The organism is Nocardia sp. CDC160 (assembly GCF_035818795.1).
GTDB lineage: Bacteria > Actinomycetota > Actinomycetes > Mycobacteriales > Mycobacteriaceae > Nocardia.
The window spans coordinates 263390-287069 of the sequence record NZ_JAYKYT010000003.1 but is presented as its reverse complement, the minus strand read 5'-3'; the positions used below and the strand labels follow the sequence as shown (position 1 = coordinate 287069).

At 66.7% G+C, this 23680-nt stretch carries 27 protein-coding genes and 1 tRNA gene; 16 read left to right on the top strand and 12 right to left on the bottom strand.

All coding sequences use genetic code 11. The features are described from left to right. Positions 1–49: 49 nt before the first annotated feature. From VMT40_RS15960 to VMT40_RS15945, 4 genes are read left to right on the top strand one after another with little or no spacing between them, the layout of a single operon-like run. Complete coding sequence (locus VMT40_RS15960; protein ID WP_326358946.1) at positions 50–1000, top strand: ABC transporter ATP-binding protein; 951 nt, start codon at positions 50–52, stop codon at positions 998–1000. Beyond that, positions 997–1767 carry an ABC transporter permease gene (locus tag VMT40_RS15955; RefSeq protein ID WP_326358945.1) on the top strand — a complete coding sequence of 257 codons (771 nt, stop codon included), beginning with the start codon at positions 997–999 and terminating at the stop codon, positions 1765–1767. The genes VMT40_RS15960 and VMT40_RS15955 overlap by 4 nt, the downstream gene beginning before the upstream one ends. A 45-nt stretch (positions 1768–1812) precedes the next feature. After that, positions 1813–3018, top strand: coding sequence for a sensor histidine kinase (locus tag VMT40_RS15950; RefSeq protein ID WP_326358944.1), 1206 nt, complete (start codon positions 1813–1815; stop codon positions 3016–3018). Continuing rightward, positions 3015–3620: a response regulator transcription factor gene (locus VMT40_RS15945; protein ID WP_326358943.1), complete on the top strand. Its 606-nt coding sequence runs from the start codon at positions 3015–3017 to the stop codon at positions 3618–3620. The genes VMT40_RS15950 and VMT40_RS15945 overlap by 4 nt, the downstream gene beginning before the upstream one ends. Before the next feature lie 73 nt (positions 3621–3693). Here VMT40_RS15945 and VMT40_RS15940 read toward each other — a convergent pair whose 3' ends face one another. Continuing rightward, positions 3694–5685 carry a TPM domain-containing protein gene (locus tag VMT40_RS15940; protein WP_326358942.1) on the bottom strand — a complete coding sequence of 664 codons (1992 nt, stop codon included), beginning with the start codon at positions 5683–5685 and terminating at the stop codon, positions 3694–3696. Positions 5686–5746: 61 nt separating this feature from the next. Here VMT40_RS15940 and VMT40_RS15935 point away from each other — a divergent pair, with 61 nt between their 5' ends. The 4 genes from VMT40_RS15935 to VMT40_RS15920 are packed head-to-tail and all read left to right on the top strand — an operon-like array spanning position 5747 to position 9151. Then, positions 5747–6442, top strand: a complete 696-nt coding sequence (locus VMT40_RS15935; protein WP_326358940.1) for an MBL fold metallo-hydrolase — start codon at positions 5747–5749, stop codon at positions 6440–6442. A 43-nt stretch (positions 6443–6485) separates the two neighbouring features. Continuing rightward, positions 6486–7145, top strand: coding sequence for a YdcF family protein (locus VMT40_RS15930; RefSeq protein WP_326358939.1), 660 nt, complete (start codon positions 6486–6488; stop codon positions 7143–7145). 3 nt (positions 7146–7148) lie between these two features. After that, positions 7149–8417: a deoxyguanosinetriphosphate triphosphohydrolase gene (locus VMT40_RS15925; protein WP_326358938.1), complete on the top strand. Its 1269-nt coding sequence runs from the start codon at positions 7149–7151 to the stop codon at positions 8415–8417. 29 nt (positions 8418–8446) lie between these two features. Next, complete coding sequence (locus tag VMT40_RS15920; protein WP_326358936.1) at positions 8447–9151, top strand: HalD/BesD family halogenase; 705 nt, start codon at positions 8447–8449, stop codon at positions 9149–9151. Position 9152: 1 nt separating this feature from the next. On the opposite strand, the gene VMT40_RS15915 is transcribed toward VMT40_RS15920, so the two are convergent. From VMT40_RS15915 to VMT40_RS15905, 3 genes are read right to left on the bottom strand one after another with little or no spacing between them, the layout of a single operon-like run. Beyond that, entirely contained in the window at positions 9153–9830 is a 678-nt protein-coding gene (locus VMT40_RS15915) for an energy-coupling factor ABC transporter ATP-binding protein (RefSeq protein WP_326358934.1), read from the bottom strand. Further along, positions 9827–10375 (bottom strand): biotin transporter BioY, encoded by a 549-nt coding sequence (locus tag VMT40_RS15910; protein WP_326358932.1) that lies wholly within the window; start codon positions 10373–10375, stop codon positions 9827–9829. Before VMT40_RS15910 ends, VMT40_RS15915 begins: the two co-directional genes overlap by 4 nt. Before the next feature lie 33 nt (positions 10376–10408). Then, complete coding sequence (locus VMT40_RS15905; RefSeq protein ID WP_326358930.1) at positions 10409–10999, bottom strand: energy-coupling factor transporter transmembrane component T family protein; 591 nt, start codon at positions 10997–10999, stop codon at positions 10409–10411. 98 nt (positions 11000–11097) lie between these two features. Here VMT40_RS15905 and dnaG point away from each other — a divergent pair, with 98 nt between their 5' ends. Then, positions 11098–13023 (top strand): DNA primase, encoded by a 1926-nt coding sequence (dnaG, locus tag VMT40_RS15900; protein WP_326358928.1) that lies wholly within the window; start codon positions 11098–11100, stop codon positions 13021–13023. A 90-nt stretch (positions 13024–13113) separates the two neighbouring features. Here the strand turns inward: dnaG and VMT40_RS15895 are convergent, their stop codons facing one another. After that, positions 13114–13359, bottom strand: a complete 246-nt coding sequence (locus VMT40_RS15895) for a hypothetical protein (protein ID WP_326307098.1) — start codon at positions 13357–13359, stop codon at positions 13114–13116. A gap of 187 nt (positions 13360–13546) precedes the next feature. Here VMT40_RS15895 and VMT40_RS15890 point away from each other — a divergent pair. From VMT40_RS15890 to VMT40_RS15875, 4 genes are all read left to right on the top strand, one after another. After that, positions 13547–13619 (top strand) — tRNA-Asn (locus tag VMT40_RS15890). A 68-nt stretch (positions 13620–13687) separates the two neighbouring features. Beyond that, on the top strand, positions 13688–14038 hold the full coding sequence (locus VMT40_RS15885; RefSeq protein WP_326358927.1) for an ADP-ribosylation/crystallin J1: 351 nt from the start codon (positions 13688–13690) through the stop codon (positions 14036–14038). Between the two features lie 482 nt (positions 14039–14520). Next, positions 14521–14901 carry a PLD nuclease N-terminal domain-containing protein gene (locus tag VMT40_RS15880; protein WP_326358926.1) on the top strand — a complete coding sequence of 127 codons (381 nt, stop codon included), beginning with the start codon at positions 14521–14523 and terminating at the stop codon, positions 14899–14901. 103 nt (positions 14902–15004) lie between these two features. Continuing rightward, positions 15005–15466 (top strand): hypothetical protein, encoded by a 462-nt coding sequence (locus VMT40_RS15875; RefSeq protein ID WP_326358925.1) that lies wholly within the window; start codon positions 15005–15007, stop codon positions 15464–15466. A gap of 33 nt (positions 15467–15499) precedes the next feature. Here the strand turns inward: VMT40_RS15875 and VMT40_RS15870 are convergent, their stop codons facing one another. The 7 genes from VMT40_RS15870 to VMT40_RS15840 all read right to left on the bottom strand — a co-directional run bounded on the left by VMT40_RS15870 (position 15500) and on the right by VMT40_RS15840 (position 21333). Then, positions 15500–16528 (bottom strand): FAD-dependent oxidoreductase, encoded by a 1029-nt coding sequence (locus VMT40_RS15870; protein WP_326358924.1) that lies wholly within the window; start codon positions 16526–16528, stop codon positions 15500–15502. A 20-nt stretch (positions 16529–16548) separates the two neighbouring features. Beyond that, a complete protein-coding gene (locus tag VMT40_RS15865; RefSeq protein WP_326358923.1) occupies positions 16549–17133 on the bottom strand; it encodes a hypothetical protein in 585 nt (194 codons plus the stop codon). A gap of 67 nt (positions 17134–17200) precedes the next feature. Further along, positions 17201–18379: a Cmx/CmrA family chloramphenicol efflux MFS transporter gene (locus VMT40_RS15860; protein WP_326360206.1), complete on the bottom strand. Its 1179-nt coding sequence runs from the start codon at positions 18377–18379 to the stop codon at positions 17201–17203. Positions 18380–18482: 103 nt separating this feature from the next. Continuing rightward, the gene (locus tag VMT40_RS15855) at positions 18483–19055 is read right to left on the bottom strand and encodes a TetR/AcrR family transcriptional regulator (RefSeq protein ID WP_326358922.1); all 573 of its coding nucleotides are present in this window, start codon (positions 19053–19055) and stop codon (positions 18483–18485) included. Positions 19056–19084: 29 nt separating this feature from the next. Further along, the gene (locus tag VMT40_RS15850; protein WP_326358921.1) at positions 19085–19972 is read right to left on the bottom strand and encodes a DMT family transporter; all 888 of its coding nucleotides are present in this window, start codon (positions 19970–19972) and stop codon (positions 19085–19087) included. A 342-nt stretch (positions 19973–20314) separates the two neighbouring features. Next, positions 20315–20770: a flavodoxin domain-containing protein gene (locus tag VMT40_RS15845; protein ID WP_326358920.1), complete on the bottom strand. Its 456-nt coding sequence runs from the start codon at positions 20768–20770 to the stop codon at positions 20315–20317. A gap of 98 nt (positions 20771–20868) precedes the next feature. Then, positions 20869–21333 carry a cupin domain-containing protein gene (locus VMT40_RS15840; protein WP_326358919.1) on the bottom strand — a complete coding sequence of 155 codons (465 nt, stop codon included), beginning with the start codon at positions 21331–21333 and terminating at the stop codon, positions 20869–20871. A 202-nt stretch (positions 21334–21535) separates the two neighbouring features. On the opposite strand from VMT40_RS15840, the gene VMT40_RS15835 reads away from it, so the two are divergent. From VMT40_RS15835 to VMT40_RS15825, 3 genes are read left to right on the top strand one after another with little or no spacing between them, the layout of a single operon-like run. After that, positions 21536–21751: a hypothetical protein gene (locus VMT40_RS15835; protein WP_326358918.1), complete on the top strand. Its 216-nt coding sequence runs from the start codon at positions 21536–21538 to the stop codon at positions 21749–21751. 1 nt (position 21752) lies between these two features. Then, positions 21753–22544, top strand: a complete 792-nt coding sequence (locus VMT40_RS15830; protein WP_326358916.1) for a methyltransferase domain-containing protein — start codon at positions 21753–21755, stop codon at positions 22542–22544. Positions 22545–22550: 6 nt separating this feature from the next. Then, positions 22551–23678 (top strand): TauD/TfdA family dioxygenase, encoded by a 1128-nt coding sequence (locus tag VMT40_RS15825; RefSeq protein ID WP_326358915.1) that lies wholly within the window; start codon positions 22551–22553, stop codon positions 23676–23678. Positions 23679–23680 lie beyond the last annotated feature (2 nt).

Here is a 23680-nt window from a genome sequence, read left to right as displayed (position 1 = left end):
ATGACGGACGGGGGAGGTGGCGCGCGCCCGCGCGGCCGACAGTAGGGGTATGAACGCTACCGCCCATGACATCGCCGCGGGTCGGGCCCGGCACGCGGCTGTCCCGGCCATCGAAATACGGAGCCTGGTCAAGACCTTCGGCTCGCCCGGCGGGATCGTGAGGGCCGTGAACGGCCTGGAGTTGACGGTGCGGCCGGGGGAGATCGTCGCCTTCCTCGGCCCGAACGGCGCGGGCAAGACGACCACCATCGACATGCTGCTCGGCCTGACCCGCCCCGACTCCGGAGAGATCCGCGTGTTCGGCGGCACACCGTCGGATGCCATTGCGGCGGGCCGGGTTTCGGCGGTCATGCAATCCGGTGGGCTGCTGCCGGATCTGACCGTCGGCGAGACCGTGCGGCTGATCGCCACCCTGCACCCGAACCCGCGACCGGTCTCGGAAGTCCTGATCCGGGCGGGCATCGACGATATCGCCGACCGACCGGTGGGCAAATGCTCCGGCGGACAACAACAGCGACTGCGCTTCGCCCTGGCCCTGCTGCCCGACCCGGAGCTGCTGGTGCTCGATGAGCCCACTACCGGCATGGATGTCGAAGGGCGGCGCGACTTCTGGCACGCCATTCGCCACGACAGCAGCCGCGGCCGCACCGTGCTGTTCGCCACCCACTACCTCGACGAGGCCGATGCCTACGCCGACCGCATCGTGCTGGTGCGCTCGGGGAAGGTGGTGGCCGACGGCAGCGCCGCGCAGATCAAGAATCTGGCCGCGGGCCGCACGGTCAGCGCCACCCTCCCCGACGCCGATCCCGCGCACTTGTTGACCCTGCCCGGCGTCGATCAGGTCGAGCAGCGGGGCGACCGAATCATTGTGCGGGCCAAGGACTCCGACGTGGTGGCCCGCTACCTGCTGACCGCCACCCCGGCCGTCGACCTGGAGATCTCCGCCCACAATCTCGAGGACGCGTTCCTCGCCCTGACCACCGAGGGGGAGCACCGATGAGCGTTCTCGACACCCGCCCGACGGTCCGTTCCGGCGGTCTGAACGCCGGTTTCCTGCGCATCGAACTGCTGCGCATGCTGCGCAATCGGCGCACGGTGATCTTCTCGCTGATCATGCCGCCGCTGTTCTTCGTCATCTTCGGCACCACGTCCGGCTACCGGAACGAATCCTTCGGATCCGGCAATGTGACCGGCTATGTGATGGTGTCCATGGCCGTGTACGGGGCCATGCTGGCCACCACGAGCGGCGGCGCGATGGTCGCGGTGGAGCGGGCGGTGGGCTGGAGCAGGCAGCTGCGACTGACCCCGCTGCGGCCGCTCGCCTATGTGGCCACCAAGATCATTATCGCCATGGTGCTCGGATTCTTCTCCGTCGCAGTGGTTTTCGCCGTCGGCTCGGTACTCGGCGCGCACCTGTCGGCCTCGGCGTGGGTGGGCTGCTTCCTCATCGCGTGGATCGGCTCACTGGTCTTCGCCGCCTTCGGACTGTTCATGGGCTACCTGCTGCCGTCGGAGAACGTCATGCAGCTGCTCGGTCCGGTGCTGGCGCTGCTGTCGTTCGCGGGCGGGCTGTTCATGCCGCTGCACGGGTGGTTCGAGACGGTGTCGAAGGTGATCCCCACCAATGGCGTCGCGGTGCTGGCGCGCGCTCCGTTCGCCGAGCCGAGCGCCGGGGCGATCCTGCTCGCGATCGTCAATGTGCTGGCCTGGGCGGCGGTCTTCGCGGGCGGTGCCGCGGTGCTGTTCCGCCGGGACACGGCGCGCTGAGGTAGCGTCCGGGTTCGTGAACAGGTGGAACGAGGTCGGGGACCGATGACATCGCCTCTCTCGAACCGGGTGTCGACGGTGCTGGACTCGATCGCGGGCGTCGATTCGGGTGGCAAGAGCCAACTGCGCAGCGGATTGTTCAGCAGCCTCATATCGATCCTGTGGCTGATCTACCTCGTCGGGCCGCTGCACGATGCCTGGGTCGACGGGCAGCGCCTGCGTGCGACCCTGGGCACCGCCGCGGTGGTGGTGTTCGGCGCGCTGATCGTGCTCGCGTTCGTGGCCTTCCGGCAGCCGGATTCCGAGACCGAGCCGGACCGATCGCCCCCGGCGCGATCCCGGGTGTGGCTGCTGCTGGGGACCATGGCGGCCCTGAGCATCGCGATGACGGCGATGCTGCCGGGTGGCAATGGGATTCCGACCTTCATCTATGTGGGTGTGGTCGCCGCCATCGTGCTGCCGAGTCGGCAGTCCGCCGTGGCGGTGCTGTTCGTGGTCGTCACCATGCTGCTCGCCACCTTCGCACTGGTCGGAATGCATGGTCCGCCGTTCTACCTGGCGTTCATCCCGCTGGTGGTGTGGTTCGGCCGCGACCTCGGCCTGCGCGCGCAGCGACTGCAGGCCACCGCCCGGCGACAGCGCGCGGAGTTGGCGATTATCGAGGAACGCAATCGGGTGGCCCGCGACGTGCACGACATCCTCGGGCATTCGCTCACCGTCATCACCGTGAAAACCGAGCTGGCGCAACGGCTCCTGGACATCGACCCGGAGCGGGCGCGCGCCGAGCTGGCCGATATCGAGAAGCTGGCGCGCGAGTCGCTGGCGGGCGTGCGCAGCACCGTCGGCGGCCTGCGCGAGGTGTCGCTGGCGGGCGAGCTGGCCAATGCCCGCACCGCCCTGAGCGCCGCCGAAATCGAGGCCGAGCTACCGGATTCCGACGAACTCCCGATCCGGCACGGCGCGGTGTTCGGCTGGGTGCTGCGCGAGGCCATCACGAATGTGGTGCGGCACAGCGGAGCCCGGCACTGCTGGGTTCGCCTGACGCCCACCAGCATCGAGGTGTCCGACGACGGCGTCGGCATGCGCGGCTCGCCCGACCCCGACGGTTCCGCACCCCGAACCGGCTCCGGCCTGTCCGGACTGCGCGAACGCGTGCAGGCCACCGGCGGCACCCTCACCCTCGCCAATCGCCCGGAGGGCGGATTGCGGGTCCTGGCAAGCTTTCCGGCGACGACCAAGGAGGCGGAATGATCAAACTGCTGCTCGCCGACGACCAGGCCCTGGTCCGCGGTGCCCTCGCCGCCCTGCTGAGCCTGGAACCCGACCTCGACGTGGTGGCCGAGGTCGGCCGCGGCGACGAAGTCCTCGCCGCCGTCGAACGCACGTCGCCCGATGTCATCCTCATGGACGTGGAAATGCCCGGCCTGGACGGCATCTCGGCCGCCGCCCAGGTCCACGCCGCGCATCCCGAGGTTCGCATTTTGGTGGTGACGACGTTCGGCCGCCCCGGCTATCTGCGCCGCGCGATAGACGCCGGAGCCAGCGGCTTCGTCGTGAAGGACACCCCCGCCCGCGAACTCGCCGACGCTGTCCGCCGGGTCCATATGGGTCTGCGCGTAGTCGATCCCGCGCTGGCCACCGAGACTCTTACGGCCGGAACCTCACCCCTGACGGCGAGGGAGCGCGAAGTTCTGGCCGCAGCAGCCGACGGTGCGACCGCGGGCGCGATAGCGAAGAAACTCCACCTGTCCGAGGGCACAGTCCGCAACCACCTCTCCTCGGCTATAGGCAAGACGGGCACCCGCACCCGAGCCGAAGCAGTCCGAGCCGCCGAACGCCAAGGCTGGCTCTAACCACGAGCATGCAATTCAGCAGGGAAACGCCGAGAAGACACCTGCCAGAATGCATGTTCATGGGCTGGAACACCTAGAAGCGGCCGCCGCGGCTGATGCGGCGGGAGCCCTCGGAGCCGCCGTAGGAGCCGGGGCCGTAGCCTCCGCCGAAGCCGCCTCCGCCGCTGCGGTATTGGGTGCCCATGCCGCGGAGCATGCCGTCGATCAGGATGCCGCCGAGGATTGCGCCGGACTGGGAGCCGGAGGGGGCGGTTAGGCGTTGCTGTTGGGCTTGCCAGTCGCGGACGGCGGCTTGGGCGGAGAGGAGGGCTCGGGAGCCGAGTTCGGCTGCGCGCTGGGCGGATTGGAGGGCGGCCGCGGGGTCGGTAGGGGAGAGTTGTTCGGCTTGGTCGAGGCTTCTTTGGGCTTCGGCGAGGCGGGTGCGGGGGTCGGCGTCTATGCCGCCGCGGCGGGTGCTGATGAAGTCGGCGGCGGCGTTTATTTGGCTGCGGGCGGCGGTGAGGGTTTGGGTGAGGCGGCGGCGGAGTTCGTCGGCGGCGCGTTTGCGGTCGGTGGCGTTCGCGATCGCCTGGTCGAGGGCGGTGTCGGCGGCGACGGCCTGGCGGAAGACGCCGAGGGGGTTGGTGGTGGCATTGGCAGTCGCCTGGTCGAGGGCGGTGCGGGCGGCCGCTGTGGCAGTTGGCAATTCGGTGCCGCCGTGTTCGGTGAGTTCGGCCGCCGCGGCGAGGTCGCGGCGCAATTCCTCGACGATTGCGGGCAATCCGGCGCGGGCCTGGTCGATATCGGTGGCGGCGGTGTCCACCGCGTCGAGCAGGGTGCGCGCGGCGTCCACGGCGGATTCGGCCGAGCGGATGTCGGCGACCGCCGCGCCCTGCTGGCCGACCGGTTTGGCGATCGCGTCGCGGCCGCTCTCGATGGTCTGCTCGGCGAAGCCGATGCGCTCCTTGGCCATGGTCACGTTGTCGCGGACCGGTGCCAGCACCGACGCCGGATGCTCGGCGACCAGCCGGGTCAGCGTCTCCTGCGATTTGGGCAGTCGCGCCGTCAATTCCACGACATCCCGGGTGAGCGCGTCGAGTCGGTCACCGGCATTGATGAGCAGATTCCGCATCGCGTCGAACTCGCCGACCTTGGCGTCGAGATCGCGATCGGCGCTGCCGCAGCTGCTGATCAGCTCGATGAGCATGCTCTGCTGCTGGTCGGGCGTCTCGGGAATGTCGTCGTCGAGTTGCTGGCGGATCGAGAACGCCTTGGCGAGCGCCCTTTTCGCGGCCTCGAGCGCGGCGGTGAAGGGCGCGGTGGCGGTCGCCCCGAATTCGTCGGTGGCCAAACGCAATTCCTCGGTGCTGGTGCGGATCGCATTGTCGGTGTCGACCAAGGTCTCCTTAGACAGGGCGTCCAGGACCACCAGGGGCAGGGCTTCGAGTGCGGCGGTATCGGTGGGGTCGGTCTTGCGCGCGGATTCCATGACGGCGCGCTGCCGCCGCATCTTGCGTCGTCGCGTCCACAGCCAGACCGCGAGGGCGATCAGCACGACGATGAGCGCGAGGAGCAGCAGCTTCCCGAGTCCGATACCGCCGGAACCGCTCATGGCCTTCGACAACCCGCTCGCCGTCGCCAGCCCGGCCCCGGCCCAATCCCCGGCCCGCAGCTTCGGTTCGACCTGATCGGTGAGCAGCCGGTCCAATTCCTTGTCGCTGACCGAGGGCGGAACCGTCCCCGTGAACGCGTACGCCCGATCGTCCACGGCCACCGACAGCAGCACGTCCCGATCCCCGAACCCGGACAGGCGCGCGGTCTGCTCACCCCACGAGTTCGAGTCTATCCCACTGAAATTCCGCACGTAGACCACCCACAGCCGCTCGTGCTCGCGCGAATACAGCGCATCGATGGCCTGCTGCAGTTCCGCGGTCTGCCCGCGATCCAGCACGCCCGCGGTGTCGGTGACATAGCTGGGCAGTCGCTGCGGGTCCTCGGCGAGCGCCGGTGCGGCGCGCCCGCCGACCAGGGCCAAGGCCAGGAGCAAGCCGGTCATGAGGAGGCACAGCTGCTTCGGTAGCCGCATGCTCTGAATCTAACGGTGGAATGCGCGGGGTCGGTTTCTTCCGCACACTGTGTCGGCCGCCATGACTACGATCGGTGACGTGATCACGATCGATTCCCCGTACACGGGACACGTCGCCCCCGGCTCCAACCCGCAGCAGCGTGAGGTCCCGGGCGCGCGCATCGTGAAGATGTCCGTCGGCGGCATGGACAACAATGTCTATCTGGTGCAGTGCGCGAACACCGGCGCGACGCTGCTCATCGACGCCGCCAACGAGGCGGACCGGATTCTCGAGCTCATCGGTCAGGAGGCCGACGGTAACGTGGAGCTCATCGTCACCACGCATCAGCACCCCGACCACTGGTGGGCGCTCTCGGATGTGGTGTCGGCGACCGAGATTCCCACCGCCGCGCACACCCTGGACGCCGAGCCACTACCCGTCAAGCCGGACCGGTTGCTCGCCGATGGCGACAAGATCCAGGTCGGCGACCTCGAACTCGAGGCCATCCATCTACGCGGCCACACGCCGGGCTCGGTCGCCCTTGCCCTGACCGACGGCGCGGGCCGCACCCACCTGTTCACCGGTGACTCACTGTTCCCGGGCGGCGTCGGCAAGACCCACTCGCCCGAGCAGTTCACCTCGCTGCTCGGCGATGTCGAGACCAAGCTGTTCGACCGCTACCCGGACGACACCGCGGTGTACCCGGGCCACGGCGACGACACCACCCTCGGCGTCGAGCGCCCGCAGTTGTCCGAGTGGCGGCGACGCGGTTGGTAAACTCCGGAGCCGCCCCACCGAACCGGATTGGCTGGTTCGAGACATGACCGACCGCACCCCCGCGGCCGGATGCGTCAGCGGCACTTGGCGCTGGACACGGCGACTGCTGCTCGGCGCGCTCGTCATGGGCATTCTGGTGGTGGGCGGTACGGCCGTGCGGGTCTGGCAGGTGGCCCGCATCGACGACTACACGCCCGCGGACGCCATCGTGGTGCTGGGCGCGGCCCAGTACGACGGCACCCCGTCGACGGTGTTCCAGGCGCGACTGGACCAGGCGTCCAAGCTGTATCGCAAACAGATCGCGCCCATGATCGTGACCGTCGGCGGCAAACAGGTCGGTGACAACTACACCGAGGCGGCGTCGGGCAAGCTCTACCTGGAAAACCTTGGCGTGCCGGACGATCGGATCCTGGCCGTCGAAACCGGTTCCGACACCCTGCAGAGCGTGGAAGCGGTCTCACACGCCCTGCTGGCGCGCGGCAAGACCTCGGTGGTGTTGGTCAGCGACCCGTGGCATTCGCTACGCACCCGCACCATGGCCCGCGACGCCGGGCTGAAGGCGTGGACCGCCCCGACCCGCACCGGACCGGCCGTCTACACCCGAGAATCACAGGCGCACGGCATCTTCCGCGAAACCTTCGCCCTGCTCTGGTACCAGCTGACCCACTTCTCGGCGGATTTCAAATACACGGCAGATCAGTGAGCTATGAACGCGCGCATCGACTATGACCGGGTCTACTCCGAGGCCGATCGGGAGCGCATGGTGCCCGAAACCGATCGGACCGCCGGACTGAGTTGGTCGCCGTGTCCCGCGCGCCGCAGCGAATTCGCCCGGGACCGGGCGCGCGTGCTGCATTCCGCGGCGCTGCGGCGGCTGGCGGACAAGACGCAGGTCATGGGTCCGCGCGACGGTGACACCCCGCGCACGCGGCTGACCCATTCGCTCGAGGTCGCGCAAATCGGGCGCAGCATCGCCGACAGTCTGGGCTGCGATCCGGATCTGGTGGATCTGGCCGGGCTCGCGCACGATATCGGGCATCCGCCCTACGGGCACAATGGCGAGAAGGCGCTCGACCAATTCGCCGACAAGCACGGGGGTTTCGAGGGCAATGCGCAGAACCTGCGGATTCTGACCCGGCTCGAGCCCAAGGTGATCGACGATCAGGGTCAGAGCTTCGGGCTCAACCCGACCCGGGCCGCGCTGGACGCCGTCATCAAATACCCTTGGGGCAGAACGGGTCCCAGCTCCAAGTTCGGGGCCTACGACGTCGACATGGATCGGCTGGACTGGGTGCGCAAGGGCGCGCCGGACCGTCGCCAATGCCTGGAATCGCAGATCATGGACTGGTCCGACGATGTCGCGTACTCGGTGCACGATGTCGAGGACGGCGTCATCGTGGGCCGCATCGATCTGCGCGCCCTGGCCGATCCGATCGAGCAGGCCGCGCTGGCCGAACTCGGTGCGCGCCAGCATCCCTCGCTGAGCGTGGACGAGTTGGTGGCCGCCGCGCAGCGGCTGTCCGAAATGCCGGTCGTCGCCGAGGTGTTCCGCTACGACGGCTCGCTGCGTGCCTCGGTCGCGCTGAAGCGACTGACCAGTGATCTGGTGGGCCGTTTCGCCACCGCCGCGGTCGAGGCCACCCGCTCGGCCTGGGGTGGTCGCCAATTGTCGCGCTACGCCGCCGATCTGGAGGTGCCGCGGGTCGTGGCCGCCGAGGTCGCGGTGCTCAAGACCATGGCCTTGCGCTACGTGCTCTCCGACCCGATCCACCGGGTGCGCCAGGCCGGGCAGCGCGAACGCATCCTGATGGTCGCCGATCGCCTGCTCTCGATCGCGCCGCGCGGGCTGGACCGGTTGCTGCTGCCGTGGTGGGAGAGTGCGGGCGACGACACCGCCCGCGTCCGCGTGATCGTCGACCAGATCGCGTCCTACACCGAGAGCCGTCTGGAACGCGTCGCCGCCGCGATACCCTGAATCCGGCGAATTCAGCGGCAGGGGGCGCGATGACACGCGAGGTGGACGGCATTGTCAACCTGGACAGATACCCGCTGGACCGGAGATCCGTCGCGCGGCTGCGCGAGGTGATCGAGCGGTCCCAGGCGGACTTTCTGGTCAGCGGTGTCACCGTGCTGCCCGACTTTCTGCGCGCCGCCGCGGTCACCGAGATGGCCGCGGACGTGCTCTCCGACGGGCTCGGCGACGCCATGCGGTTCGAATACACCGTGGCCTGCGACCGGATTCCGGACTCCTCGCCCTTGAAGCAGCTCTATTACTGGGAACCATTGCGGGAGTTCGTGTCCCAGCTGGTGGGGGAGCAGGCCTACCGCTCCGCCGACGAATTGGGCGCGATGACCGTGCAGATCCACGAGAGCGGGGACGTGCAGGACTGGCATTACGACATGTCGGATTACACGGTGATGCTGCACATTGTCGCCCCCGAACGCGGCGGCGGGCTCGAATACATTCCGCTGCCGGGTGCGTTCATCGAGCGCGGCGGCGGGCTGCCGATGCGGCACCGGCACATGGTGAAAATGCTGCCGACCGTGCCGGGGATGATGGTGCTGCACGCCGGGCGGCGGTCCCGGCATCGGGTGACGCCGGTGCAGGGGGAGATTCCGCGGGTGAGTGTGCACATGGCGTTCAACTCGCGGCCGGGGCAGCGGCTGAACGCGCATGTGCGGCGGCATTTGTTCGGGCGTGAGGAGTAGGTCAGTTCTCGTGCAGGGCCACGTACCGCTCGATGCTGGTCGCGGGCGGGCCGTCGGCGATGAGGCGGCCCTCGTCGATGACGAGCACGCGATCGAAATCGGCGATCAGGTCCAGGTCGTGTGAGATGACGATCAGCTGCTGCGGAAGTTCTTGCAGCAGACGCGAAATGCGGCGCTTGTTGCGCAGGTCCAGCAGGGTCGTCGGCTCGTCGAAGACGATGTATTCGGGTCGGACCGACAGCACCGCCGCGATGGCGAGCAGCTGCTTCTGCCCGCCGCTGAGCAGATGCGCGGGGTGATCGCGGAATTCGGCGAGTCCGTAGTCGGTGAGGGTCCGCGTGACCCGGTCCGGGATCTCGGATTTCGCGACGCCGTGGTGTTTGAGGCCGAAGGCCAGGTCCTCGGCGACCGTCGGCATGACGATCTGCACATCCGGATCCTGGAAGACGAATCCGACCAGTTTGCGAACGGCCCTGCCCTGCTTGCGGGTATCCAGGCCGTCGACGGTGACGCGACCGGCGGTGGGCACCTGCAGGCCGTTGAGCAGGCGCGCGAAGGTGGATTTGCCCGAGCCATTGGCCCCGATGACGGCAATCCGCTGCTCGCTCAAGGTCAGATCGAGGTCACGCAGGACCTCGCGGTCACCGAAGCGGTGGGACACGCCCGCGAGTTCGATCATGCGCGCGCCGGAATCATCGGATAGGCCTTGCGGACCGCGACCGCGGCCAGCGAACCGATGACGGTCTTGAGAATATCGCCGGGGATGAAGGCCACCGAGGTGGTGAACGCCTTGGTCAGCGAGATGTGCGCGGCCGCGGCCATCCACGGAATCCCGATGGCGTACAACACGATCGCGCCGCCGAGGAAGTTGATCGCCAGGGCGATGGGCAGGTTGTAATGCCGCCACACCCGCTCGGTGAGCAATCCGATCACCAAGGCGCCGATCGGGTAGGCGAGCACGAACCCACCCGTTGGGCCCATGATCACCGACAGGCCGCCGCGTCCGCCCGGCAGCACCGGCAGACCCACGAAGACCAGGACATCGAACAGCAGAATCGCCAACGCGCCGCGCTTCGCGCCCAGAATCGAACCGGCCAGGATGACGCCGAGAGTTTGCGAGGTGAACGGCGCGAACGCGCCCGGCAGCTGGATCAGTGGAAAGAAGCCCAGAACCACCATGATTGCCGCGAACAGCGCGATCTGCGCCAAATCCCTACTACGCACCGAGGCATCCTAAATGGGTGTGGTTCGCACGGGTCAGTCCAGGCCGCGTGCGTCGAGCGCCTCGCCGACGCCATCGGCCATGCGCAGTGTGCGGATCAGTAGCGGGACCAGGAAGACCGTGCTGCGTTCGATGCCGCGGGCGCGCTGGGCGGCGCGCACGAGTTCGGCCTGTTCGCGAATGACCGGGATGAATCGGATGGTCATGGCGACCAGCAGGCCGACGCGCTCCGGCCGCACACCGAGCGGTCGCAACGGCCGCAGCACCCGCTCGATGGTGTCGATCATGGCCGAGGTGCGTGTGGTCAGCGTCACCAGATTCGCCAGCAAGACCAGCGTGAGCAGTCGCTCGCCGACGAGGATCGCCGAGTGCCAGCCGGTGAAGATCACCTGCGCGACCAGGATCAGCGCGAGGAAGGGCAGCAGCGCGAGTATCTGCCTCGCGGTCGTGCGCCACGGAATCCGAGCCAGCCCATACAGACCCAGCACCACCGCGAGTGCGATCGCCAACCAGGTGATCGACGGCACGAAGAACAGTGCTGTCCCCGCCGCCGCCAGCACCAGCAGCTTCGCCCCGGCGGGCACGGTATGCACCGGCGTCCGGGCGTCGTGGTACAGGCTGAGCACCGATAGATCCTGGCATGCGCTCGAAAGATCATTCGGTCCGGCGTCCAGCCGTGCGTCCCGGTCGAGCGTGTCGGTGTGGCGAGGCTAGACTTCGTGCCGTGGCTGGCCGACTTCCGGACCGCGATATCGCGGCGATTCGTGAACGTGTTCGGATCGAGGATGTCGTGGGTGAGTATGTCGCCCTCAAGCGCGCGGGCGCCGACTCGATGAAGGGGTTGTGCCCCTTCCACGATGAGCGGACCCCGTCCTTCCATGTGCGCCCGAATCATGGCGTCTTCCACTGCTTCGGCTGCGGTGAGGGCGGTGACGCGTTCGCCTTCCTGCAGAAGATCGAGCACGTCGGCTTCGTCGAGGCCGTCGAGCAGTTGGCCGACAAGATCGGCTACAAGATCACCTACGAGGGTGGCGGCACTTCCGTCCAGCGCGACCGCGGCACCCGCTCCCGCCTGGTCGCCGCCAATGCCGCCGCGCACGAGTTCTACATGGCGCAGCTCGGCGAGCCGCAGGCCGAGGCGGCCCGCAAGTACCTCACCGACCGCAATTTCGACCACAATGCAGCCCGCCAGTTCGGCTGCGGCTACGCCCCGAGCGGCTGGGACACGCTCACGAAACACCTGCTGCGCAAGGGCTTCGAATTCAAGGAGCTCGAGGCCGCGGGTCTGTCCAAGCAGGGCCAGCGCGGCCCCATGGACCGCTTCCACCGCCGCCTGCTGTGGCCCATCCGCAATCTCGGCGGCGAGGTCATCGGCTTCGGCGCGCGCCGGTTGTACGACGACGACACCATGACCGCCAAGTACATCAACACCTCGGAAACGTTGCTGTACAAGAAGTCTCAGGTGCTCTTCGGCCTCGACCACGCCAAGCGCGAAATCGCCAAGGGGCATCAGGCCGTCGTCGTCGAGGGCTACACCGACGTCATGGCCATGCATCTCGCGGGCGTGAAGACCGCGGTCGCCTCCTGCGGCACCGCCTTCGGCGACGAGCACCTGGCGATCCTGCGCCGCCTGCTGATGGACGACAACTTCTGGCGCGGCGAGATCATCTACACCTTCGACGGCGACGAAGCGGGCCAGGCCGCCGCCCTCAAGGCCTTCTCCGGCGACCAGAAACTCGCGGGCCAGACCTACATCGCCGTCGCCCCCGACGGCCTCGACCCCTGCGAACTCCGCCAGCGCAGCGGCGACGGCGCGGTCCGCGACCTCGTCGCCCGCCGAGTCCCGTTGTACGAGTTCGTCATTCGCGGCCTGCTCGCCGAACACAACCTGGATTCCCCCGAGGGCCAGGTCGAGGCCCTGCGCCGCGCCGTCCCCGTGGTCGCCCAGATCAAGGACTTCGCCCTCCGCAAGGCCTACGCCACCAAACTGGCGGGCTGGGTCGGTTGGGACGACATCCAACAGGTCGTCCGCCGCGTCGGCGACGAGGCCCGCAAGGGCGCCCGCACCGGCACCAAGCCCGGCATCCCCGAACGCCAAGCGCGCCAGGACGTTTCCGCGGCCCCCGCCCCCCGCCCCAACCCCGCCGACCCGACCCTGCTGCCCCAACGCCAGTCGCTGGCCGCCGCCCTGCAATACCCGGTCTTCGCGGGCCCGGTCTTCGATTCCCTCGAACCGGAAGCCTTCACCCACCCCGCCTTCATCGCCGTCCGCGCCGCCATCGCCGAAGCGGGCGGCGCCGCCGCGGGCCTGACCGGAGCCGAATGGGTCACCGCCGTCGCCGATAACACCGACGACCTCACCCTGCGCGCCCTGGTCTCCGAACTCGCCGCCGAACCCCTCCCCGTCAAGTCCGCCGACGACATCCCCCGCTTCGTCACCGGCGTCCTCGCCCGCACCCAGGAAGCCTGGGTAGGCCGCCAGATCGCCGAACTGAAGTCCAAACTCCAGCGCATCTCCTCCACCGAACAACCCGACGCCTACATGGCATTGTTCGGCGACCTCGTCGCCCTGGAGCAATACCGCAAGAGCCTGCTGACCCAAGCCATGGGCAACTCCGGCGACTTCGCCGGACCCGGCTCAGCCGCCTGATCGAATGGGCAGGCGGCGAAGCCCGCCGCCCAGGGGCAGGGGTCCGGGGGCGCAGCCCCCGAAGGGGGCAAGGGGCGGAGCCCCAATCCCTCAGCGGCGCAGTTGATCCTGCGGCACGAGGATGGTGGTGCGCTCGTCCAGCGGCACCATTGGTTCCAGCTTCGGCTGGGTGCTCAGCTTGTCCGCGAGCTTCTGGCGACCGATCATCACGACCTTGCGTGTGACGGGGCTCTCGCTGATCGCACGGGTCGTCTTGCTGATCTGTTCATACCGAGCCCGTCCGGCCTTGGCGCCCAGCACGTACCCAGCCGCCACACCGATGATCAACCGCAGCATCCCGAGAAGCTCCTCCCATAGGCAAGTCCGCCCCCACATCCTGCCCGACCCCACCCCCGCCTGTCGATCCGGCACCCCGTACGCCCCACCCCACTATTCCCGCAGGTAGGGCCGCGATTTGGGAACTGTACAACCGATACGCTAAAGTTTTCTCCGGCCGGTCCGGAAGGGCCAGCCAGGGAAACAATCCCCTATAGCTCAATTGGCAGAGCAGCCGACTGTTAATCGGCAGGTTTCTGGTTCGAGTCCAGATGGGGGAGCGCAAACCCCCGATCGGTGTAGCCGGTCGGGGGTTTTCTCATTCCATATAGCTGTGCGGAGTTCGATCGTGAATCACATCCCGGCAACCACGCTGTGGCGACCCACCGGCCCGGAGGAACTGGACTTGGTCGCGGCGTCGGGTTGGCGGGAATGGCCGCCTCGTCTGCCGGACCAGCCGATCTTCTACCCGGTCCTCACCGAGGAATACGCGATCATGATCGCCCGTGACTGGAACGTCCCCGCCTCCGGTGCGGGCTTCGTCACCCGCTTCGACGTTGACACCGCCTACCTGAACCAATACGAGGTCCATCAGGTCGGCGGACGCGAGATTCTCGAATACTGGATCCCCGCAGAGGATCTCGAGGAATTCAACGCCCACATCATTGGCAACATCACAGTCGTCCACCGCTTCCCCTGACGAAAGAATCGCTTGCCCTTCGCGATAGCGGCACACGGGGTTGTGCCCGGGCTACTAGCAGACGGCGGCCTGGATGGAATTGGCCGGCGGGAGAAGAGGGCTGGATGCTCCGCCGGTCGCTTCGATCAGGAACACCAGTGGGTAGGAGACGATGGCGCACTGGGGCGAGGCGGGCGGAGGGGTGGCCCCGGCGGTTCCGGCACCGGCGATGATGGCTCCGGTGGTCAGTGTGCCTGCAATGACAGCAAATATCGATCTTCGCGCGGCGAGTATTTCGTCATCGGCTGCCGGGATGACCTATGTCTCGAAGCGAGTCGCGTCGAGTCCTCGATCACACCGATCCCGGAATGAGCCTCGACCGAACACGTACAGGGGCGCGTGCGCGCGCTCGCGCGGGTTAGGATCTCGAGGCCGCATGGTCGTGCGGGGGGATTTTCTCGCCCGGTGTTCCGGGTGTTCGTTTCATATTCGAGGAGAAAGTGATGCCGTACGCGGCGTTTGGATTCATCACGCTGGCCCTGTGGGTGTACAGCCTGATCGACATCATCACCTGCCCGGAGTCCGGTGTCCGCCACCTGCCCAAGGGCGGCTGGCTGCTGATCGTCATCCTGATCCCCACCCTCGGCGCCCTCCTGTGGCTGATCCTCGGCCGCCCCCTCCACGAAGCCCCCCGCCGCCCCACCACCCGCTACTCCGAATACGACCGCCCCGGCCGCTACATCCCCGCCGACCCCGCCGCCGACGAGGCCTTCCTCCGCGGCCTCCGCGAACGCGCCGAACAACAACGCGCCGAAGCCCGCCGCCAGGAAGCCGAACGCCAAGCCACCCTGGACCGCCGCCGCGAACAAGGCGAACAGCTCTAACCAATCGACCCGGATCCGGCGGAGCCCCACCAACTTCGCCGAAGAGCTGTAGAGAGGACCAAGTTCCCTGCCTTGGATCACCGCCCGGGGGAAGACTGTTTCAATGAGCGGTTTGCAGTGGGGCACCGTCCCGGCTTGGGTCGCGGCCTTCGGGCAGATGTCGACAGCATTGATCGCTGCCTACATTGCGTACATTGCGTTCAAGCACTCCAAGCGGAGCATCGAGGCCACGTGCCAAAAGAATTTGGCGGACCTGGTCAATGAATTCAATCGGATGATCTTGCAGCCCGAAGAGCACGTCGCTGCGGCTGCGAAGCTGAGGGATCCAGTGCAGACCCATCTCGAAGATTCGATCATCTTCTGCTACTTGAACTTCATTCAAACAAGCTTCGAAATGGTCAGGAACGATCTGATCCCGAAGGAGCCCGGAGACGCTTCGATTCGCAACGGAGTTGCCTGGCTCGCGCGGATGGATCGACGAATGCTTGCCGAGTATCTGAGCCGCGGCTACGGCACCGATTTCCGGGACCACGTACTCGTCGAATACGACAAACTGCCGCACTGATCCCAGATTTCATGGTCGATCAGGGCCCGTCGTCTACGACCGTGTTCGGGCGTACATTCGCTGAGCTTGTTCGCGTTCGTCGGTGATGAGTTGCCGCCGTTGGGTCATTGCTGCTCCGACGTTTTCGCCCGATTGGATTGCGTGGTGGATGGCTGCGGCGTCGTCGATTGCTTCACGGGCGCCGCGGGCGGCGGCGGGGGTGATGGCGTGGTCGGCGTCGCCGCAGAGGATTATCGGGGGTTGCGGGGGTGCGGCGTGGGTGAAGGGCACGTTTCTGGCGTTGGAGGCGTGGAGGGTGTCGGTGGCGTCGAGGAGGGTGTCTACGAGGTCGGGGGCGTCCGGGGCCGCCGATCGGACGGTCTCGGACCAGGCGGCAACCGGGTGAAAGCCGATGTCGGAGTTTGGGATTGGGGGTTGGGTGAGGCGGGCGAACCAGAAGGCGGTGGTGGAGTTCCAGAGGTGGCCGAAGGTGGTGGTCGGGAGGAATCCGGTGCCGAGTTGGCCGTGGAAGTGGAGGACTTCCGGTTCCGTGGGCAGGTCGAGAGAGTGGTCGATACTGCCGTAGATGACGATCTGGTCGGCGTATTCGGGCTTCCGCTCGGGTTCGAGGCGGCTGCGAGCTACGGAGTCGATTCCGTCCGATGCGATGAGGAGGTCGTCGCTGGGAAGGGTTTCGGTGCCGCTGTACAGGGTCCCCATGGTGGGGTCGATGTCGGTGATCGTTGTGTCGTAGTGGATGTCAGCGGTTGTGGCGGAGGCGAATTGGGTGAGCACGCGCATGAGGTCGATGCGGCGGTAGAGGCGGTGGCCGCGGGCGCGAACGTCGGTCTTGTCGGGCAGGTAGTGGAATCGGAAGCCGTGGATCTGGTGTGAGGCGGCGGTGAGGTCGGCGGGGGAGACGTCGTGGTCGGCCAGGACCTCTTGGGCATGCCCGTCGAGGGCCATGAATGCTCCGGTGCCCGCGGCGGATTGACGTTCATAGACCGTGACCGGTTGGTCGTGGCGAGCGAGGGATCCGGCGAGAAACATTCCGGCGATGCCGCCGCCGATGATCGTGACCATCTGGGTGCTCCTAGGTTCGACTATCCATCCGAAGGTAGTTCGTCGCCGAGCCCAGGATCGAGGGTGACGATCCGGGTTCGAGCCAACGCCAGTGCGTGTGCTTGCCCGGGGCAGGCGTGCCGTCCTTCGCCGAAGGGACTACCCGCCAGGCTGACCTCGATCACGTTCCCGTCGCCGTCCACGCGGCGGGTGAACGGGACCGGTGGATTGCGGCCCTCGATCAGTGCGGCCGTCGCATCACATGCCTGCACCAGGATGCCGATTCTGTTGGCCGTCAATTCATCCGGAACACCGCCGCACGCGGCGATGAGCCGGTCGATCGCGGCATCGGCTTGTTCGGTGACCGGGATGTGGGGCTGGTAGCAGGCGGCGACCGCCTGCACGTCGGCGACGGCGACGGTCAGACCCATCGCTTGCGCCAGACTCTCGACGTGATGGCCGTCGGCCCAACGCAGTTCGGCGGGATCGATGGCCGCCAACTCCCGCTCGACCAGTGCCCGCCTGCGAGCGTGATCCGATCCCTCGCTGAACCGTGCCACGCGAGCGCGAAGCCACGCCATGCCGCGCTCGCCGTCCGGGACACCTGGTACTGGAAGATCCAACATGGATTCGACAGTAAGTCCATTACACTTCGGCACCCGCCGAATCATCGGTCAAGAGTCCCACGCACGGTCAGTGGGCGATTTCGGCCTGTGCGCGTGGGGGTCGGGAGGGAGCTTTCGGGGGTAGGGCTTGGGAGCAGGCGACCAAGGTTAGGGCGGCTGCGCCGAGTAGGGCGGCGATCCAGGCGAGGGAGGGGTAGTTCATGCCTGCGGCGAGGGCTAGGCCGCCCAGCCAGGGGCCCGCGGTGATGCCGATGTTGAAGGATGCGACGTTGCCTGCTGCGCCGAGGGTGGTGGCGGTTGGGGCGAGCGTGAACACTCGGGTGTTCAAGACCGGGTTGGTGCCGAAGCCGAAGGCGCCCAACAGGAATACCAGGATGGTGACCGGGGCGATGTGGGCAGCGGTGAGGGCCAGGAGTATCGAGGTGGCGATCACGCCCGAAATCCCTACCAGGAGAGTGCGAATCGGGTAGGCGTCGGCGGTTCGGCCGCCGACGGCGATGCCCAGCAGGCTGCCCGCGCCGTACACCGCCAGTACGACCGGAACCCATTCCGTGGCCAGCCCCGTGGTGTTGGTGAGGAGGGCGCCGAGGTAGCCGAAGGTAACCAGCAGGGCCGCGGTCGCCAGCACGGTGGTGCCGAACAGCAGGAGGACCGGTCCGTTGGCCATGGCGCGCAGTTCTTCTCGAATCCGGGGTGTGGTGGTCGAGCGGGTGTCGGGCACCTTGGCTAGGACGCCGATCATCGCGGCGATCGACATCAGCGCCACGGCCCAGAACGCGCCGCGCCAACCGAGGTGCTGGCCGATGAAGGTACCGGCGGGCAGGCCGATGATGGTGGCCACGGTCAGTCCGCCCGCGACAATGCTCATGGCGCGACCGCGCGCCGTCTCCGACACGAGACCGATGGCGGTGGCCGCGCCCACCGACCAGAATCCCGCGTAGACGAAGGCACCGACCACGCGGGTCGCGAACAGTACCCGGTAGTCCGAGGTCAAGGCCGCGATCACGTGCGTTGCCGCGAATATCGCGAGAAAGGCGAGCAGGGCTGTGCGCCGCGACCAGCGCTGGGTGAGGACGGCCAGGATGGGCGCGCCAAGCAGCATGCCGATGGCGAAGGCCGAAATGAGCAGTCCCGCTTGCGGAATGGAGACGCCGAGGTCGGCGGCGATATCGGTGAGCAGTCCCGCCAGCATGAGTTCGGAGGTGCCCTGGGCGAAGATGGCCAAGCCCAGAATGTAGACGGCCATTGGCACGGCGGTCCCCTTTCGGGTTTCGAATCAGTTTTGGATCGTTTAGTTCAAAACGTGGATATGTGAAAAGTGCAGTGCGACAGCGCTGTCGGCTAAATCCTCACAGGCAATCCAAGGCGGTGTTCGCGATGGCCTCCAGCGTCCGCCGGTCGGCGCCACCACGGGCGGCCACGCGCATCCCGCCGATGGTGGCGATCATGAAATGGGCGAGTTCGGTTGCGTCCCTGCGTTTGTCGATGTCGCCGTCGCGCTGCCCGGCGGCTATCGCGGCTGTCAGCGCACTCAGCCGCCGCTCCTGATCGAGCCGGAGCAGCTGTGCGATCTCCTTATCGCGCTGCCCCAGCTCGACGGTCGCGTTGACCACCAGGCAGCCCAGCGGGTCGTCGTCTGGCGCGTCGATGACCTGCCAAAGCAGTGCCCGCAACCGCTCCCGCGCCGAGCCCGGCCCGTCCAGCACCGCGAAGGTACCCGCGTTCTTGTCGGCCATGTAGCGCCGCAGCGCCCGCTCGAACAGGTCCTTCTTGCTGCTGAAGGTGTTGTAGATGCTGCTGCGCCCCAATCCGGTTGCGGCGCAGAGGTCTTGCGTCGAGGTGCCCTCGTAGCCAGCGGTCCAGAATGCCCGCATCGCCGCATCCACCGCGCGGTCTTCGTCGAACTGCTTGGGTCTGGCCATGGTCGCCACCGTAACACTTTTTGAAACGATTAGTCCAAAACGGGGTTCAGCTCGGCCGTGGTGGGCGGTGCGGATCGTGCTGCGAGGGCGGAGCCGGTGACCACGGCGAGGAGGCCGATCAGGGTGGTGTGGGTGAGGGGTTCGTGCCGGAAGAGCCAGCCGACCATGACACTGACCGCCGGGCTCAGGTACCAGGCCAGGGCTGCTATCGACGCGTTCGCGCGGGCGATCAGGTGGTAGTAGAGCACCAGTGGGGCGGCGGTCAGCATGGTGCCCAGGGCGAGAAGGGCCATGAGCGGGGCTTGCTCCGGCAAACGGTCCTGGGGGAACAGATGGATTCCGGGGATGAGCATGACCACGGCGGTGGTGGACAGGGTGGTCGCGGCCATGCCCAGGGGCGGGATATGGGCCAGGTGCCGTTCGACCAATAGCGCGCCGACGGCGTAGCTGAGGGACGCGCCGATAACCAGGGCCCCGCCGAATAGGGCACCGATCGATCCGGCGACGTCGAATCCGACGACCATGGCCAGACCGACGAACCCGATCAGCAGTCCGATCAGGCCGCTCGGGTGGCGGGGGCGCTCATTGGGGGCGAGGGCGATCATCCACAGCGGCTGAAAACCGATCAGTATCGCGCTCAGGCCGGTCGGCAGGAATTGCAGGCCGTAGGTGAGCAGGAGTAGCGGCATGGCGGACTGTACGAGACCGATTGCCAGAATTCGTCCGGGGCAGCGCGTCAGATCGGGAAATTCGCGGCGGTGCACGGCAATTGGAATGAGAATAGCCGCCGCGAGCAGTGTGCGCGTGGCTACGACGACAACCGGAGGAAAGCTTCGCAAAGCGATTGCTGTGACCGGATACGCCAATCCCCAGGCTGCCGAGAGAACGCCCAGTTCCAACCAAATCGTTCGGTTCACGGCTATTGCCGATTAGCACCAAGATCGATTCCCGATTGAAGATACCACCGCCGCGGAACTCCCGGGAAGGTTCAACCACTACGGGCGATTACCTGCCGCCTCACCCCGGCGGTTGGATGCGGGGTTCGCGCGCGGGTGGTCTGGCCCGAGGAGGGCAACTGCTCGGTCAGTGTTACGGCGCGGAAAGTCGCTGAGTTCGAGTCTCTTCGGGGTGGTGGGATTCCTCGAATAATGGTTTCCCGCAGAGGATCTGCCCGAGTTCAGCGCCACATCGTCGGCGAGATCGCAGTGGTCGGCCGGTTTACCTGAGGGCGGGAGGATGGATTCGCCCGCGGTTGAAATCTATGCGGGCTGAATGGAATTGGGGATGGGGAGGGTGGTTGCCCAGTCGCGGGCCATGTCTTTGGGGCGGATGGGGGTCGAGGCGTCGTGGCGGGCGTGGTCGCCCACCTGGGTCGCGCCTAGGGCGGTGAGTTTTTCGGCGGCTATGTCGCCGCCGTGGTTGAAGGAGTCGCCGTAGACCGAGTCGCCCAATCCGAAGATGGCGAAACGCAACCCGGTCAGGTCGGGGGTGGTGGCGTCGAGGAGGTCGAAGAAGGGTTCGGCTCCGGTGGGGAGGTCGCCGTCGCCGTAGGTGGAGACGACGATGATGTGGAAGTCGGCGGGGTCGAGGTCGCCGGGGTCGAAGTCGAGCATGTCGTAGACCGAGACGTCGTGGGCGGACAGTTCGTCGGCCAGGGATTCGGCGACGGTTTCCGACGTTCCCATTTCCGACCCGAACAGAATGACGATGCGCACCACAGCTCCTCTCGATGAGGAAGTGAGGCTACCCTAATTTCCACTCTAGCGGGGCTTTGCCGCCTCTGACCGGCCGAACTGTCGCGCCTACGGCTCGCTCAGCGCCAGTCCGGCGGTCCGTCGAAGTGGACGTCGAAGCGGTCGTGCAGGTCGTCCATGGTGGACCAGTCGGCTTCGCCGCGGGCGATGCGTCCCAGTTGGCGGAAGTAGTCGAAGCGGGGGATGCCCGGGGTGAGCAGGGCGAGGAATTCGGCGGGGCCCGCGGAGGAGGCGCCGAAGGCGTGGGTGGTATTGGGCGGGATGGAGATCAGGGTCCCCTGTCGAGCCTGGTGCAGCGCACCCTCGACGAGGAATTCCATTGTGCCGCTCAGGATGTAGAAGATCTCGGTGGATCGGGTGTGGTGATGGGGGCGGGTGCCGTCGGCTCCGGCGGGGAGTAGCAGGCGATTGGCTCCGAAGAGGCCGTGCGAGTTCTCGGCGTCCTCGAGCAGCCAGAAGGCCCCGCCGCCGGGCAGTTGCACGGCTTCGACGTCACGTTCCTCGACGATGAAAGGCTTTGTCATGGCGACCATTCCGATACGAAGGGGTTTCGAGGTGTAACCGGACCGTGGTCCGTTCTATTCCGTCGTGGGTTCGTGGGTTCGTGGGTGCGGGCGTGTGCTTGCAGGCGGTATGACATGGGCCGAATTACCTTGGCGCTCTGCATAGAATCGAGGATTGGCGAGCAATTGTGGTTTCCCGATTGTCTACAATTCGGTTCGCCGCGTGACTATTTCGCAGTTTCTTCTCATCGCTGATGACACGCGTTTCACTGGGATCTACTGGGGCGCTGGAACTTTGGGCTGGACAGTCGAGTTCGTCTCCGCTAGCGTTACTGCAACGTTTCAAGTCATTCGCATCGCCGGTTGGATTGCGAGCAATTTCGCATTTCCTGAAAATGCTGTTGTTGCAATACTTTTGTGCAGATCAGAAGGTAAATGATATGGGTTTGAGTGACGTCGAATCACGTGCGTACGAGCAGGCTCGTTATGCTGTTCCGCACAATGTTCTTCGGTCCGAGGAGATTTACGGGCACGGCTTTCAAAGCCCAGGCGGCCTGGCCGGATTCGAGAAGATCCTGCTGTCGGGGATGTCGATATCCCCCGGTATGCGGGTGCTGGACATCGGCTCGGGGCTGGGCGGAGCGGCCTTCCACGTCGCCGCCGTCACGGGGGCCGACGTGGTCGGGGTGGATCTGGCCGAGGTGATGGTGAACCTGGCCAATGAGCGGCGCAATGGCGATTCGAATGGCCACGTGCGATTCATCCTGGGCAGTGCGTTCGCCGAGGAGCTGGAGAAGCACTCGTTCGATGTGATCTACTCGCGCGATTCCCTGCTCTACGAGCACGACAAGCCGGGTCTGTTCGCCCGTTGTCGCGAATTGCTCAGGCCGGGTGGACGTTTGCACATCAGCGACTTCTGCGCCGGAGTACGCACGCCGGAGTTCGAGGAATACATCGACGTCTCCGGATATTCGCTGCCGACGATCGAGGGCTACGCGCAGCTGCTCTCCGACGCCGGATTCGTCGAGGTGACCCGCATCGATCTGTCCGAACTGACCGGCGAATTCCTGCGCGCCGATCTCGAGCGCTACCGCGCCAAGGCGGCCACCGACGACACCATCGCGCCGGAGGACGCCGCACACGTCATCGAACGCTGGCAACGCAAGATCGACTTCATCGCGGCGGGCTCCCTGAAGCAGGGGCTGTTCGCGGCGACGGCCCCCGCGGAATGAGGCGAGATGACCACCCAGCATGCCCAATACCTTTCCGCCGACCTGCCTTCCGGCCGCGTCGCGCATTTCCACTGGGTGTGGCTGCGCGATTCCTGCCTGTGCGATGAGTGCCGAAACGTCCACGCCAAGCAGAAGTACTTCGACTCCGCGACCATCCCCACCGACATCACCGCGAGCACGGTGAGACGCACCGCGGAGCAGGTCGAGATCGTCTGGCCGGATGGACACCGAAGCAGCTACCCGACGCGCTGGCTGGCCGAACGCGAGGAACACCGCAGCGCGCGACCGCCCGAACCGCGCGACCGCATCCCGTGGACCTCCCCGGATGTGGTGGCCGATAACCGCTTCGGGTCTCGAGACATCCTCGTCGACGACTCCGCCCTGGTCACCGCGCTACAACGCCTGTTCGGTCACGGGATTGTGGTGATCAGTGGACAGCCGGGGGTGGACTCGAACACCCTGTGCGATCGCCTGGCCGGATTCGTGGACCGCTCGTACTTCGGCGAATACTTCGATCTGGAGACCAAACCGGACGACAAGACCGACAGCATCTCGTTCAGCACTCGGCCGCTGCCGATGCACACCGACATCCCGTACTACACCACGCCGCCGGATTACCAATTCCTCTACGGCCTCGACGTCAATGCCGCCGCGACCGCGGCCACCGGCGGCCGCACCCGATTCGCCGACGGATTGGCCGCGGCACAACGGCTTCGGGACGACGACCCCGATGCCTTCGGGGTATTGACCACCACCCCGGTCACCTATCGGGCCGAGTACCCCGCCGCCGAGAAGATCTATCAGAACGAAACCACTATCATCCGCACCGACCCCACCGGCGAGATCACGGGTCTGATCAACAACCCGACGAAGATGTACTTCGACAAGGTGCCCTTCGAATCGACAATGCCGCTGTACCAAGCGTATTCGAGGTTCAAGGGTCTGCTCGGCGACGAGGTGTCGTACTTCCACTCCTGGCATCCGGGCGACATGATCGTGTTCGACAATCGGCGAATCTTCCACGGCCGCGAGGAGTTCAGCGCTTCGACCATCACCCGCACACTGCGCGGCGGCTACTTCAGTGAAATCGAGCTCGCGGCCAGGATGCGGTTCGTCGCCGAACGGATCAGCTGACG